Genomic DNA, 14,035 nt, shown 5'->3' on the forward strand with positions numbered 1-14,035 from the left:
CCAGGCCGCACCCGCGGCCTGTTGCGTTTAGTGCGCGTCGATAAAAGCGATTTTCAGCACAAACAGCAGCGCCACCACCACCACGCACGGGCTGATTTCACGCCAGCGTCCGGTGCCGAGTTTCATCACGCAGTAAGAGATAAAACCGAGCGCAATACCTTCGGTGATCGAGAAGCTGAACGGCATCATCGCCGCCGTGACAAACGCCGGCACCGCTTCGGTGAGATCGTCCCAGCGCACGCGCGCCAGCGAAGCCGTCATCAGTACGCCGACATAAATCAGCGCGCCGGCCGCCGCATAGGCGGGCACCATGGCAGCCAGCGGCGACAGGAACATCACCAGCAGGAACAGGATGCCGGTCACTACCGCCATCAGGCCGGTACGGCCGCCAATCGCCACGCCGGATGAGCTTTCGATGTACGCCGTCACCGAAGAGGTGCCGATCAGCGAACCGGTGACGGAGCTGATGCTATCCACGTACAGCGCCTGTTTCATGCGCGGAAAGGTGCCCTTCTCGTCGATCAGGCCCGCTTTATCAGTTACGCCAATCAGCGTACCGGATGAGTCAAACAGATTGACCAGCATGAAGGCGAAGATCACGCCCGCCATGCTCACGTTGAACGCGCCTTTGATATCGACCTGGCCGACCACCGAGGTGATGGCCGGCGGCGCGGCGAACAGCCCGGTAAACTTCACGTCGCCCAGCAGCAGACCGATCGCGGTGGTCACGACGATAGAGACCAGCACCGCCGCGTGGATGTTGCGCGACGCCAGAATCGCAATGATAAAGAAGCCGAGCGCGCCGAGCAGCACGTTGTGCGAGGCCAGGTTGCCGACGGTCACGATGGTGTCCGCGTTGGGCACAATAATACCGGCGTTTTTCAGCCCCATCATGGCGATGAACAGACCGATACCGGCGGTGATGCCCACGCGCAGGCTGAGCGGAATATTGGCGATCATCCAGTAGCGTACGCGCAGCAGCGTCAGGATCAGCAGCCCCAGCGCGCCCCAGAAGATTGCGCCCATGCCAACCTGCCACGAGTAGCCCATCGCACCCACCACCACAAAGGCAAAGAAGGCGTTGAGGCCCATGGCCGGTGCCAGCGCCACCGGCAGATTGGCCACCAGCCCCATCAGGATGCTGCCGAACGCAGCAATCACGCAGGTGGTAACAAACACCGCCTGGGTGTCCATGCCTGCGGCACCAAGAATCTGCGGGTTAACGAAGACGATGTACACCATCGTCAGGAAAGTAGTGAAACCGGCAATCACTTCGGTGCGCGCGGTGGTTCCGTGTTCCTGCAGCCTGAAAATACGCTGCAAAAGGCCCTGCTCGTTCATTTCGCTGTTCCGATGAAAAATTTATCGCCGCGTATCCTATAGCCTTTAGCGCCGCAAAACACTGATTTTTCGCAACCGGTTGCCTGGGGTCGCTTTCTGCGCTGAGTGCGCTAGAGTGACAGCTTATTGTTTACTAAAAGGATGAGGCGCGATGTCAGTTGAATGTATCTTTTTTGATTGCGATGGCACGCTGGTCGACAGCGAAGTGATCTGCACGCAGTCCTACGTCAACACCTTTGCCCGTTACGGTATCGAACTCTCGCTGCAGCAGATGTTTGAGCAGTACAAAGGGGTGAAGCTTTACGACATCATCCGCGATGTGACGGCCCAGCATCAGGTGACACTGCCGCTGGCTGAGGTGGAAAGCGCCTACCGCGCGGAAGTGGCGCGCCTGTTTGATCTTGATTTGCAGCCGATTGCCGGCGCCTGCGCGCTGGTGGAGCGCGTGAAGGTGCCGATGTGCGTGGTGTCGAACGGTACGGTGAAGAAGATGGAGCATTCGCTGGGGCTGACCGGCATGCTGCCGTATCTGAGCGGACGCCTGTACAGCGGCTATGACATTAATCACTGGAAGCCGGATCCGGAGCTGATGTATCACGCGGCGGAACAGATGCAGGTGCCGATTGAAAAGTGCATTCTGGTGGATGATTCAGAGGCTGGCGCGCGGGCTGGCATCGCCGCTGGCATACCGGTGTTTTATTACTGTGCCGATGCACACAATCCGGTGATTGATCACCCGCTGGTGACGCGTTTTGACGATATGGCGCAGCTGCCAGCGCTGTGGCGTGCGCGTGGCTGGGATTTGGTCAGGTAAGTGCGCGCAGCCCCCTCATCCCAGCCTTCTCCCGCCAGCGGGAGAAGGGGCTGATCGAGCGGGTGTTAAGGCGAAGCACAGGTTTGTAAAACCGCACTGAACGGTTCCCTCTCCCGTTTGCGGGAGAGGGTTAGGGTGAGGGGGAAAAAATCACCCAATCGCGCCCAGCGAATCCTCATTGCCCTGGCTTTTTGGCAGCAGAAACAGCGTGGCGACAATATCCAGCAGATAAATCAGCGCCAGCAGCGTAATCGCAGCGGTGAACGAAATATGCGTGGCCAGCATGCCGATCACCAGCGGACCGAAACCGCCGACGCCGCGGCCGAGGTTGAACAGCACATTCTGCGCGGTGGCGCGCGCCTGCGGTGGGAAAGTGTCCGAGATCAGCGCGCCGTAGCCGCCAATCATGCCGTTAACAAACATCCCCATGATGGCACCGGTAAACAGCATCACCGTCGGGTCGCGCAGCTGGGCGTAAACCACCACCATCGCCACGGCACCAAACTGGTACAGCAGGAAAATCTTCCAGCGCGCAAAGCGGTCCGCCAGCACACCGAATAGCCAGATGCCGAACGTCATGCCCACCACCGTAACGGCCGTCCACAGGCCGGATTTGGTCAGGCTGAAGCCGAAGCTGGAAGAGAGATAGCTTGGCATCCAGATCATCAGGCCGTAATAGCCAAAATTCTGTACTGAACAAAGAATCAGAATGCCGAGGCTGGCTTTGCTGGTGGCGCGATCGGCAAACAGCAGTTTAATGCGCGCGGAAAAGGAGAGCTGCGGGGTTTTTTCCACATGGCGGGTGAAGGCTTCCGGCTCGCCCATGCTGCGGCGAATCACAAACGACACCAGTGCCGGCAGCAGGCCAACCAGGAACATACCGCGCCAGCCAATCACGCTCAGCAGCGGCGGCGTGATAAAGGCCGCCAGCAATACGCCGAGCTGCCAGCCGATACCGACCCACGCCGAGGCGCGGTTGCGCTTCTCCTTCGGCCAGGCTTCGGCAATCAGCGCCATGCCGATGCCAAACTCACCGCCCAGTCCCATGCCGGCCAGCGTACGATACGCCAGCAGATCCCAGTAGCCCTGCGCCACGGCACACAGCCCGGTGAACAGCGAGAACATCAGGATCGTCACGGTCAGAATGCGGATGCGGCCGTAGCGATCGCTCAGATGACCAAACACAATGCCGCCGACCACCGCGCCGATCAGCGTCCAGGTCACCAGCGAACCGGCCTGCGACGCATCCAGCGCCAGCGACACGCTGATCGCCGGCAGCATAAATCCCAGAATCAGCAGATCAAATCCATCCATGGCATAGCCGCTGACGGCAGCCACCATTGCTTTCGCCGGCGTAACGGCGGTTTTGTTGTTATTTGCAGAGGACATAAAACAGCACCTGGCAGAAAAATGTGCGCCAAGTATAAAGAGAGCGGCAGGTTGAGAACAGGCAGAAATCAAGCGCACTGCCTGTCAGCCTCAGCGCTAACAGGCAGTCATCACGTCAATCAGGAGGGTTTATTGCTGCCGTCGTCGCCCGACAGCAGTTCATCCAGCTTGTCACCGCCCACGTGACGGAAATCCTGACCTTTCACGAAATAGAAGATAATTTCGCAGATGTTCTGGCAGCGGTCACCGATGCGCTCGATGGCGCGCGCGCAGAACAGCGCGGTGAGCACGCTGGGAATAGTGCGCGGATCTTCCATCATGTAGGTCATCAGCTGGCGCACGATACCTTCGTACTCTTTATCCACCTTTTTGTCTTCGCGGTAGATCTTGATGGCTTCGTTGAGATCCATGCGCGCGAAGGCATCCAGCACGTCGTGCAGCATCTGCACGGTGTGATGACCGAGCGACTCAAGGCTCACCAGCAGCGGCAGGTGCTGCTGACCGAACTTCTCCAGCGCGGTACGGCTGATCTTCTCCGCCACGTCGCCGATGCGTTCCAGCTCTGAAATGGTTTTGATGATCGCCATCACCAGACGCAGGTCGCTGGCGGTAGGCTGGCGCTTGGCGATGATGCGCACACAGGCTTCATCAATCTCCACTTCCATCATGTTGACCTTCTGGTCACCGTCGATCACCCGGCGCGCCAGTTCGCCATCCTGGTTGTGCATCGCAGTGATGGCATCGGTAAGCTGCTGCTCAACCATGCCGCCCATGATCATCACCTGGGTGCGAATGTGCTCCAGCTCCGCATTGAACTGACCGGAGATATGTTTGTTCAGATTTAAATTATCCATGTTTCTCTCCTGAATCAGCCGTAACGACCGGTGATGTAATCTTCTGTCTGCTTCTGCGCAGGCTTGGTAAACAGCGTGTCGGTGTCGCTGAACTCAATCAGCTCGCCCAGATACATAAACGCCGTGTGATCGGAACAGCGCGCCGCCTGCTGCATGTTGTGGGTCACGATGACCACGGTGTAATCCTGCTTTAGCTCGGTGATCAGCTCTTCGATGCGTCCGGTGGAGATCGGGTCCAGCGCCGAACATGGCTCATCCAGCAGCAGCACTTCCGGGCGAATCGCGATGCCGCGCGCGATGCACAGGCGCTGCTGCTGACCGCCGGAGAGACTGTAACCGCTCTGGTGCAGCTTGTCTTTGGTTTCATTCCACAGCGCGGCTTTGCTCAGCGCCCACTGCACGCGCTCGTCCATATCGGCACGCGACAGCTTCTCAAACAGCCGCACGCCAAAGGCGATGTTGTCATAAATCGACATCGGAAACGGCGTCGGCTTCTGGAACACCATGCCGACGCGCGCGCGCAGCAGGGCGATATCCTGATGCGATGCCAGAATGTTGTCGCCATCCAGCAGAATTTCACCCTCAGCACGCTGCTCCGGATAGAGCGAGTACATTTTGTTGAAGGTGCGCAGCAGGGTGGATTTGCCGCAGCCCGACGGACCGATAAACGCCGTCACCTGGTTTTTGGCGATATCCAGATTAATGTTCTTCAGCGCGTGGAACTTACCGTAGTGGAAGTTCAGATTGCGCACCTGAATTTTACCGGCAGAAGGAGTTGCCATACTCATTGCTCATCTCTCATGTGCAGCGCCGCCGAAGCCGCGCCGGAAAATTAGTGTTTGCCTTTGGCGAAAATCACGCGCGCCACGATGTTCAGCAGCAGCACGCACAACGTAATAATCAGCACACCGGCCCACGCCAGGCTCTGCCATTCGGCAAACGGGCTCATGGCGAATTTGAAGATGGTCACCGGCAGGTTGGCCAGCGGCTGCATCATGTCGGTGCTCCAGAACTGGTTCGACAGCGCGGTGAACAGCAGCGGTGCGGTTTCACCGGCAATGCGCGCAATCGCCAGCAGCACACCGGTAATGATGCCGGAGACCGAGGCTTTCAGCGTAATAGCCGAGATCATCTTCCACTTCGGCGTGCCCAGCGCATAAGCCGCTTCACGCATGCTGTCCGGCACCAGCCGCAGCATGTTCTCGGTGGTACGAATCACGATGGGCACCTGCAGCAGCGCCAGCGCTATCACACCGGCCCAGCCGGAGAAGTGCTGCATCTGCGCCACCACGATGGTGTACACGAACAGGCCGACCACAATCGACGGCGCGGACAGCAGGATGTCGTTAATGAAGCGAATCACTTCCGCCAGCCAGTGCTTGCGGCCATATTCTGCCAGGTAGATACCCGCCAGAATGCCCAGCGGCGTGCCAAAGAAGGTGGACCAGAAGATCAGCAGGCCGCTGCCCGCCAGGGCGTTCGCCAGACCACCGCCCGCGGTGTTGGGCGGCGGCGTGGATTCGGTAAACAGCGTCCAGCTCAGGCCATCGATCCCTTTCGTGACGGTGGTGAACAAAATCCAGATCAGCCAGAACAGGCCGAACGCCATGGTCAGCAGCGAGAGCGTCAGGGCAATTTTGTTTTTGGTGCTGCGCCACGCCTGCATTTTACGGCGCGAGGCTTCCAGCTCGGCGCGCGCCTGCATTTCAATTGCTGTCATGAACGGGCTCCTTCACTCTTCGCCAGACGCAGGATCATCAGTTTGGAGATCGCCAGTACGATAAAGGTAATCACGAACAGAATCAGGCCAAGCTCCATCAACGCCGCCACGTGCACGCCGGATTCGGCTTCGGCGAACTCGTTCGCCAGCGCTGAGGTGATACTGTTGCCGGGCATAAACAGCGATGCGCTGTCCAGCTGGTAGGTATTACCGATGATAAAGGTGACCGCCATGGTTTCGCCCAGCGCGCGGCCGAGACCCAGCATCACGCCGCCGATCACGCCGTTTTTGGTGAACGGCAGCACGATGCGCCAGATCACTTCCCAGGTGGTGCAGCCGATGCCGTAGGCAGACTCTTTCATCATCACCGGCGTCTGTTCGAACACATCGCGCATCACCGAGGCGATGTAAGGGATAATCATGATGGCGAGGATCACGCCCGCCGCCAGAATACCGATGCCGAAGGCCGGACCGGAGAACAGCGCGCCGACGATCGGGATATTTGCCAGCACCTCGCCAACCGGCGTCTGGAAATACTCCGCGAACAGCGGAGCAAAGATAAACAGGCCCCACATGCCATACACAATGCTGGGAATGGCCGCCAGCAGCTCAATCGCGGTACCCAGCGGACGGCGCAGCCAGTTTGGTGCCAGCTCGGTCAGAAACAGGGCAATACCGAAACTCACCGGCACCGCGATGATTAAGGCAATCAGTGAGGTTACGAGGGTGCCGTAAATCGGCACCAGCGCACCAAATTCTTCGTTTGGCGCATCCCAGGTTTTGCTCCACAGAAAGGAGAAGCCAAATTTCTGTATGCTCGGCCAGGAGGAGAAAATCAGGGAGACGATAATGCCACCCAGCAGCAGTAACACGATCAGCGCGGAGAGCTTCACCAGCGCGCCGAATATCATGTCGCCTTGCTTGCCCGGTGCTTTAAACGTCGGCTTAGTGGCAGCCATAGAATTCTCGATCTCAGAGGGTAATCAGGGCGGCAACGAGGCCGCCCATCAGGCTGGCCAGCGCGGGCGCTGGCCGGGTCATACACTTACTGGTACAGCGCTTTACCGGAACTGTCTTTGATGTTGGCTTTCCAGGCAGCACGAATCTGATTCGCTACGCTCTCTGGCAGCGCTGCGTAATCCAGCGCCGTAGCGGTTTTGCTGCCGCCTTTGTACGCCCAGTCAAAGAACTTCAGCACTTCACTGCCCTTCTCCGCATTCGCCTGCTCTTTGTAGATCAGGATGAAGGTGGTTGAGGTGATCGGCCATGCGTCGTTGCCTTTCTGGAAGGTCAGATCCTGGGCAAAGGATTTGCTCCAGTCAGCGCCTTTAGCGGCGTTCGCAAAGCTGGCTTCGCTCGGTGCCACTGGCTTGCCATCGGCATCAACCAGTTTGGTGTAAGTCAGGTTGTTCTGTTTGGCGTAGGCGTACTCTACGTAGCCAATCGAGCCTGGCAGACGCTGTACAAACGCGGCCACGCCGTCGTTACCTTTACCGCCCAGACCGGTTGGCCAGTTGACGGTGTTGCCTTTACCGATTTTGCTGTTCCAGGTCTCGTTCACTTTAGACAGGTAGCTGGTGAAGACGAAAGAGGTGCCGGAACCATCCGCGCGGCGCACCACGTTGATGTTGGTGTCTGGCAGCTTCACGCCCGGGTTCAGTTTGGTGATCGCCGGATCGTTCCACTTTTTGATGGTGCCGAGATAGATGTCGCCGACCGTTTTACCGTCGAGCGTCAGCTCACCGGATTTAACGCCGGGAATGTTCACCGCCAGCACCACGCCACCGATCACCGTCGGGAACTGAAACAGGCCATTTTTCTGCAGATCTTCTTCTTTCATCGGCGCATCGGACGCACCGAAATCCACGGTTTTGGCAATGATTTGCTTCACGCCACCCGAGGAACCAATACCCTGATAGTTGATTTTGCTACCGGTGGCTTGCTGATACTCTGCTGCCCACTTGGCATAAACCGGTGCCGGGAACGTCCCGCCTGCGCCTGTCAGGTCGGTGGCTGCAAAAGCAGAAACCGCGCTTACTGCGAAGGTGGCGGCGAGAATTCGGGCTACGGTGCTACGCATCAGTGTCATGTTCCCTCCAGGGGATTAAAAATCAGGCTTGACGCCGTTTTAGTAAGAGTCAGTGATTGCTGCTGGAGGCAAAATAGGACAGTTTGATGACAGTGAAATGTACGAATTGTGACAGTTATATGACAACCGGGTCGGCTGGCAAATCAGAGGTAATTAATGAAAACCACCGTGCTGCCGGTAAAGTTACCGGGACTGGGGGTTGTTGAGGAGAGCGTCGAAATCAGCGTGAACGGCGTCGTCACGTTAGCCCGCACTAATTGCGGTTTATTCAGGCTCCCGTCAGCCAGTGATAACAGCGTACTGATGTTGTTGCTCAGTTTGAGGATATTGATCCCACCGGCAAGCGCAAAACTGATATTCACATCACGGTTGCAGAAAAGCGAGAAGTTAACGCCGGCTTTGGCGCCATTAACGGCGGCCGGGGCCAGCGTACCATGATTAATATTCAGCACGGCTCCGCTTACCGAACAGGATACCGGCACCACCGGAATGTTGACGCAAGGTGCCCAGGGCGCAACCATTCCGGAATAGTCAGTTACGGTCGCGGAGGCTGTCACAAAGCTGCCGCAGTATGAACTGTAATAACGGGTATCTGAGTTACGCAGAAACTTGCCACCCCGACCATTAAAACGGATAAAACGTTCAGCCACCGAGGCCAGGCTCTCGCCCTGATCGACGTAAATTTGCGGCCCGCCCGCAGCGCTGAATACGGTGCCATGCCCGATAAACCAGGCGCTGACACCGATGCCTGCTGCGCAGGTTCTCTCTGAAGAGTTACAGCGGGCATAGCCGGATATCATACCGACATCCACCACTGACCAGGTAATTTCAACCTGGCTTGCGTTGACCCAGCGAATGCCATCTACGCGCGGGGCTTCCATCGCTTGCGCTGAAAAGAACAGCAGCAGGCCAGCGAAAAAAGCCAGATAGCGGAAAACAAGCCCTGTTAGCATTGGTCTAATCCTGTGGTTGCGTCAACGCCGATCATCTACTGGTACTCAACCACCAGCGCAGCAAAAGCAGAAAAGTCACCACTGGTTAACACCGCGGCGTTTTTTTTCACCGGTACCACCTGAATGACGGGCAGCGCAGGAAAGGTAAACGGCAGCCAGTTATTCAGTGCCAGGGCGTTTTCGCCATTTTTACCGCTTAATATCTGAATCGCCAAATCACGCTGGCTGGTCGCCAGCAAAGCAGAATTAAATGCGCTTCCGGTGCCACTGATTTGTACACGCATACTCTTATCGGGATTATTGCTACAGGTTAACGTCCAGGAGACAGGTTTTCTGTAGCTGTCGCCATTGATTTGGGAAATAACCACTGAACCAAACTCCACCATAATTGGCTTTTCGCCGTTAATCTGACATAAGGGCGGCTCGATGAGTTTTCCACTGAAGTTAGCCTGCACGCTGAAAGCAGCCACTGCGCTATACTTCAGCATAGCGGGCAGCAATAGTGCCATTAACCACGTACGTTTCATTTATTGCAGTTCCACTACCAGTGTTGCCGCTGAAGTAAAACTTCCACCCGTTAAACTGCTGCTGTTATCTTTCACCGGGACGGCCGTAATAACCGGCAGCGCGGGATAAGTAAAGTTTACCCAGCTGGTATTAATATTTAACCTTTCAGCGCTAGACTTAAAAAACGCAATACCTAACCCGCTAACTGATGCGCGTAACGCACCGCTATCAAAACTGGCTGCATTCCCCTGTAGCTGGAGTTTAAGCGCATTAGAGGGAAGATTAGTGCAGGAAAGCGTAAATGACACAGGTTGCTGATACGCTTTCCCATCTATTTTATCGGTGCGCACATCGCCGAAATTAACACTGATCGGCATACCATTATTTATTTTACAGTCGGAAGGTACCATCACGTTACCGGAAATATTCACACTAAATGACGATGCCAGTGCATCGGATAAAAACACCAGACACAAAAAAGTAAATATGAAATAACGCGCCATAAATTCCTACATGCAGAGAACGAGTTTGGCTTGCTACATGCATCAGAAAGCTTATGACTGAAAGGTTAAATTAAAGTTAAACAAAACAGAAGTGAAGGACAGCCAGCGAATTATGAAAGTTGATTTCACATATCAGGGAAAAATTAATTCACAACGTTCACAGAATTCACGATTAATTTAATCGGAACAACAATGAGTTAAAAAAACCCGGCCTGTTTCCAGACCGGGCTACGCTTATTCCACCGTAACCGACTTAGCCAGGTTACGCGGCTGGTCGACGTCGGTGCCTTTGATCAGCGCCACGTGGTAGGAGAGCAACTGCAGCGGCACGGTGTAGAAGATTGGGGCAATCACCTCTTCAACGTGCGGCAGCGGGATGATTTTCATGCCTTCGCTGTCGCTGAAACCGGCATCCTGGTCGGCAAACACGTACAGCAGACCGCCGCGCGCGCGCACCTCTTCGATGTTGGATTTCAGCTTCTCCAGCAGTTCGTTGTTCGGTGCCACCACAATCACCGGCATATCGGCATCAATCAGCGCCAGCGGACCGTGCTTCAGCTCGCCCGCCGCATAGGCTTCGGCGTGAATATAGGAGATCTCTTTCAGCTTCAGCGCCCCTTCCATGGCAATCGGATACTGATCGCCACGGCCGAGGAACAGCGCGTGATGCTTGTCAGAGAAGCCTTCGGCAAGATTCTCGATCACTTTATCCTGCGCCAGCATCTGTTCAATGCGGCTCGGCAACGCCTGCAGTGCATGAACAATCTCGTGCTCTGTTTCAGCGCGCATGCCGTGCAGACGCCCCAGCTTCGCCACCAGCATCAGCAGTACCGTCAGCTGGGTGGTGAACGCTTTGGTCGAGGCCACGCCGATTTCGGTGCCGGCTTTGGTCATGAGCGCCAGATCTGACTCACGCACCAGTGACGAACCCGCCACGTTGCAGATGGCCAGCGAACCGAGATAGCCCAGCTCTTTGGACAGGCGCAGCGCTGCCAGCGTATCGGCGGTTTCACCGGATTGCGACAGGGTGATCAGCAGGCTGTTTTTACGCACCGCCGATTTGCGATAGCGGAATTCGGAGGCGATTTCCACGTCACACGGGATGTTGGCCAGCGACTCAAACCAGTAACGCGACACCATGCCGGAGTTGTAAGAGGTGCCGCAGGCGATGATCTGGATATGTTCCACCTGGCTCAGCAGCGTTTCCGCATTAGCGCCCAGCTCGCTGAGATCAACAATGCCGTCATGGAAGCGGCCGGCCAGCGTGTTTTTGATGGCGTTCGGCTGTTCGTAGATCTCTTTCTGCATGTAATGGCGGTAAACGCCTTTATCGCCGGCATCGTACTGCGCATTGGATTCGATCTCCGCGCGCTGTGCCTGGTTACCGTGGCGATCAATAATCGTCACTTCGCGGCGGGTAATTTCGGCAATATCCCCTTCTTCGAGGTAGATAAAGCGGCGGGTCACCGGCAGCAGCGCCAGCTGATCGGAAGCGATAAAGTTTTCGCCCACGCCGCGGCCAATCACCAGCGGGCTGCCGGAACGCGCAGCCACCAGCACCGACGGATCGCGGCTGTCCATGATCACCATGCCATACGCCCCGCGCAGCTGCGGGATCACCCGCAGTACCACTTCGCGCAGCGTACCGCCCTGTTTCTGCTCCCAGTGCACCAGGTGTGCCACCACTTCGGTGTCGGTTTCGGAGGCAAAGCGGTAACCGCGTGCGATCATCTGTTCACGCAGCGGTTCGTGGTTCTCAATGATGCCGTTGTGCACAATAATAATGTGCTCTGAGACGTGCGGATGCGCATTGGCTTCCGACGGCTCACCGTGCGTCGCCCAGCGGGTGTGCGCGATGCCGGTTCCGCCAATCAGTGGCTGCTGCTCCGCCGCTTCCGCCAGATTGGCCACTTTACCCAGACGACGCAACCGCGTCATGTGACCCTGGCGATCGACAACCGCCAGACCGGCAGAGTCATAACCGCGATACTCAAGACGACGCAGCCCTTCCAGCAGAATTTCTGCGATATCACGCTGCGCTACTGCACCAACAATTCCACACATAGTAATTTCCTGACGTCATGGCTTTCGGCCATTGCGTTGTCATCTGACCTGATTGTTCCCCGAGCCTTGTAGAGAGTGGGGGATATCCCTTCCTATTCCAGGTTGCAGGTGCGTTAGCTGCCTGAAAACCGGAATATGTCGGGTTTTTAATACCGGGCCGATCTTTGCCGGCCCTTACATTTATTTTTTCTTAACCGGACGCTGCCAGCCAGACTTCTGATTTTGCTCTTTGCGGTTATAGACCAGATCGGCAGCGGTAACATCTTTCATCACCGTTGTGCCGGCGGCGATGGTGGCGCCCGCCGCCACGCTGACCGGAGCCACCAGTTGGGTGTCCGAGCCGACAAACACGTTGTCGCCGATAATGGTTTTAAACTTGTTGGCACCGTCGTAGTTGCAGGTGATGGTGCCGGCACCGATATTCACGCCCGCGCCAATCTCCGCATCCCCGAGATACGACAGATGGCCGGCCTTAGAGCCTTTACCCAGCGTCGCTTTCTTCATCTCGACAAAGTTGCCGACGTGCGCCTGTTCAGCCAGTTCGCTGCCCGGACGCAGGCGCGCAAACGGCCCGACGGTGCAGGCGGCGGCCAGCGTGGCATCTTCAATCACCGAATAAGGGCTGATTTCGCAGTCATCGGCAATCACGCTGTTTTTGATGATGCAGCCAGCGCCGATTTTCACCCGATGGCCCAGCGTGACGTTGCCTTCAATGATCACGTTGGTATCAATATCGACATCACGACCGTGCTGCAGCGTACCGCGCAGATCGAAGCGCGCCGGATCGCGCAGCATGACGCCAGCCAGCAGCAGCTTTTCTGCCTGCTCACGTTGATAAGTGCGCTCCAGAGTGGATAGCTGCAGACGATTGTTCACGCCGTCGGTTTCGCTGATACGCGTCGGGTGCACTGCGTTGATCACGCGGCCTTCCTGATGCGCCATGGCGATGATATCGGTGATGTAGAATTCGCCCTGCGCATTGTGATTGTTGAGCTGTGCCAGCCAGCGCTTCAGGTCGGCACCGTTGGCGATCAGGATGCCGGTGTTGATCTCCTGAATCTTCAGCTGTTCGGCTGACGCATCTTTTTGCTCCACGATGCCGGTGATGGTGCCGTTTTCGCGCACGATGCGTCCGTAGCCGGTGGGGTTATCCAGCACCACGGTGAGCAGCCCGATGCCGCCAGCGGGTTTGGCGTCGCGCAGACGCTGCAGGGTTTCCTGGGCGATCAGCGGGACATCGCCGTACAGCATCAGGATATCTTCGTCATCGGCGAAGAACGGTGCCGCCTGCTGCATGGCATGGCCGGTGCCGAGCTGTTCCGCCTGCAACACCCAGTTCAGCGGGTTATGCGCCAGTTTCTCCTGCAGCAATTCACCGCCGTGGCCGTAGACCAGATGCACCTGCTGTGCGCCGAGGCCGGTAGCGGCATCAATAACGTGTTGCACCATTGGTTTACCTGCCAGGCTGTGCAGCACCTTAGGCAGATCGGAATACATGCGGGTGCCTTTGCCAGCGGCGAGGATCACCACGCTCATTGCGCTTGTCGACATAACTATCCTGACTCAATTTAGCTTTCGAAAGTGTAAGGTTTACCCCTGAGATTACTACATTTTTCTCCGTGCGAAATTAGCGGAAGAGGATGAGTGGTGGCGAGTGGCCAGCACGGGTCGCCGCGGAGGGCATAAGGTAAGGGCGTTGCGCCATTTTCGGTCGCCATAAATGGCGCCCCTACGGGGTGATTGTGCGGTTTTGGACAGCATGCGCATTTATGCGTACCGACATTTGGTCGCCATGAATGGC

The 14,035-nt window shown here is 56.9% G+C and carries 13 protein-coding genes; 1 reads left to right on the forward strand and 12 read right to left on the reverse strand.

The features are described from left to right. Window positions 1–27 precede the first annotated feature (27 nt). Entirely contained in the window at window positions 28–1,341 is a 1,314-nt protein-coding gene (locus tag ERD80_RS06190) for an NCS2 family permease (RefSeq protein WP_136546226.1), read from the reverse strand. A gap of 151 nt (window positions 1,342–1,492) precedes the next feature. Here ERD80_RS06190 and yieH point away from each other — a divergent pair, with 151 nt between their 5' ends. Then, window positions 1,493–2,155, forward strand: coding sequence for a 6-phosphogluconate phosphatase (gene yieH / locus ERD80_RS06195; protein ID WP_136546228.1), 663 nt, complete (start codon window positions 1,493–1,495; stop codon window positions 2,153–2,155). A 150-nt stretch (window positions 2,156–2,305) separates the two neighbouring features. Here yieH and ERD80_RS06200 read toward each other — a convergent pair whose 3' ends face one another. From ERD80_RS06200 to glmU, 11 genes are all read right to left on the reverse strand, one after another. After that, window positions 2,306–3,544, reverse strand: coding sequence for an MFS transporter (locus ERD80_RS06200; protein WP_136546230.1), 1,239 nt, complete (start codon window positions 3,542–3,544; stop codon window positions 2,306–2,308). Between the two features lie 119 nt (window positions 3,545–3,663). Beyond that, window positions 3,664–4,398 carry a phosphate signaling complex protein PhoU gene (gene phoU, locus ERD80_RS06205; RefSeq protein WP_021506924.1) on the reverse strand — a complete coding sequence of 245 codons (735 nt, stop codon included), beginning with the start codon at window positions 4,396–4,398 and terminating at the stop codon, window positions 3,664–3,666. Window positions 4,399–4,412: 14 nt separating this feature from the next. Further along, complete coding sequence (gene pstB, locus ERD80_RS06210) at window positions 4,413–5,186, reverse strand: phosphate ABC transporter ATP-binding protein PstB (protein WP_021506925.1); 774 nt, start codon at window positions 5,184–5,186, stop codon at window positions 4,413–4,415. A gap of 44 nt (window positions 5,187–5,230) precedes the next feature. After that, window positions 5,231–6,118, reverse strand: a complete 888-nt coding sequence (gene pstA / locus ERD80_RS06215) for a phosphate ABC transporter permease PstA (protein WP_021506926.1) — start codon at window positions 6,116–6,118, stop codon at window positions 5,231–5,233. Next, window positions 6,115–7,077: a phosphate ABC transporter permease PstC gene (gene pstC / locus ERD80_RS06220; protein WP_136546232.1), complete on the reverse strand. Its 963-nt coding sequence runs from the start codon at window positions 7,075–7,077 to the stop codon at window positions 6,115–6,117. Before pstC ends, pstA begins: the two co-directional genes overlap by 4 nt. A gap of 86 nt (window positions 7,078–7,163) precedes the next feature. Beyond that, entirely contained in the window at window positions 7,164–8,207 is a 1,044-nt protein-coding gene (gene pstS / locus ERD80_RS06225) for a phosphate ABC transporter substrate-binding protein PstS (protein ID WP_021506928.1), read from the reverse strand. 143 nt (window positions 8,208–8,350) lie between these two features. After that, window positions 8,351–9,160: a hypothetical protein gene (locus ERD80_RS06230; protein ID WP_136546234.1), complete on the reverse strand. Its 810-nt coding sequence runs from the start codon at window positions 9,158–9,160 to the stop codon at window positions 8,351–8,353. 35 nt (window positions 9,161–9,195) lie between these two features. Next, window positions 9,196–9,687, reverse strand: coding sequence for a fimbrial protein (locus ERD80_RS06235; protein ID WP_072209746.1), 492 nt, complete (start codon window positions 9,685–9,687; stop codon window positions 9,196–9,198). Continuing rightward, window positions 9,688–10,170, reverse strand: a complete 483-nt coding sequence (locus ERD80_RS06240; protein WP_136546236.1) for a fimbrial protein — start codon at window positions 10,168–10,170, stop codon at window positions 9,688–9,690. It lies immediately after the preceding gene. Window positions 10,171–10,404: 234 nt separating this feature from the next. Beyond that, entirely contained in the window at window positions 10,405–12,234 is a 1,830-nt protein-coding gene (gene glmS / locus ERD80_RS06245) for a glutamine--fructose-6-phosphate transaminase (isomerizing) (protein WP_021506932.1), read from the reverse strand. Window positions 12,235–12,414: 180 nt separating this feature from the next. Next, the gene (gene glmU, locus ERD80_RS06250) at window positions 12,415–13,785 is read right to left on the reverse strand and encodes a bifunctional UDP-N-acetylglucosamine diphosphorylase/glucosamine-1-phosphate N-acetyltransferase GlmU (protein WP_104189482.1); all 1,371 of its coding nucleotides are present in this window, start codon (window positions 13,783–13,785) and stop codon (window positions 12,415–12,417) included. Between the last annotated feature and the right edge of the window lie 250 nt (window positions 13,786–14,035).

Source organism: Pantoea sp. R102, assembly GCF_004916815.1.
GTDB lineage: Bacteria > Pseudomonadota > Gammaproteobacteria > Enterobacterales > Enterobacteriaceae > Pantoea > Pantoea dispersa.

Excerpts from the sequence above, each read along its gene's own strand:
- ERD80_RS06190 (WP_136546226.1), bottom strand. The coding sequence starts at position 1,341 with ATGAACGAGCAGGGCCTTTTGCAGCGTATTTTCAGGCTGCAGGAACAC.
- yieH (WP_136546228.1), top strand. The coding sequence starts at position 1,493 with ATGTCAGTTGAATGTATCTTTTTTGATTGCGATGGCACGCTGGTCGAC.
- ERD80_RS06200 (WP_136546230.1), bottom strand. The coding sequence starts at position 3,544 with ATGTCCTCTGCAAATAACAACAAAACCGCCGTTACGCCGGCGAAAGCA.
- phoU (WP_021506924.1), bottom strand. The coding sequence starts at position 4,398 with ATGGATAATTTAAATCTGAACAAACATATCTCCGGTCAGTTCAATGCG.
- pstB (WP_021506925.1), bottom strand. The coding sequence starts at position 5,186 with ATGAGTATGGCAACTCCTTCTGCCGGTAAAATTCAGGTGCGCAATCTG.
- pstA (WP_021506926.1), bottom strand. The coding sequence starts at position 6,118 with ATGACAGCAATTGAAATGCAGGCGCGCGCCGAGCTGGAAGCCTCGCGC.
- pstC (WP_136546232.1), bottom strand. The coding sequence starts at position 7,077 with ATGGCTGCCACTAAGCCGACGTTTAAAGCACCGGGCAAGCAAGGCGAC.
- pstS (WP_021506928.1), bottom strand. The coding sequence starts at position 8,207 with ATGACACTGATGCGTAGCACCGTAGCCCGAATTCTCGCCGCCACCTTC.
- ERD80_RS06230 (WP_136546234.1), bottom strand. The coding sequence starts at position 9,160 with ATGCTAACAGGGCTTGTTTTCCGCTATCTGGCTTTTTTCGCTGGCCTG.
- ERD80_RS06235 (WP_072209746.1), bottom strand. The coding sequence starts at position 9,687 with ATGAAACGTACGTGGTTAATGGCACTATTGCTGCCCGCTATGCTGAAG.
- ERD80_RS06240 (WP_136546236.1), bottom strand. The coding sequence starts at position 10,170 with ATGGCGCGTTATTTCATATTTACTTTTTTGTGTCTGGTGTTTTTATCC.
- glmS (WP_021506932.1), bottom strand. The coding sequence starts at position 12,234 with ATGTGTGGAATTGTTGGTGCAGTAGCGCAGCGTGATATCGCAGAAATT.
- glmU (WP_104189482.1), bottom strand. The coding sequence starts at position 13,785 with ATGTCGACAAGCGCAATGAGCGTGGTGATCCTCGCCGCTGGCAAAGGC.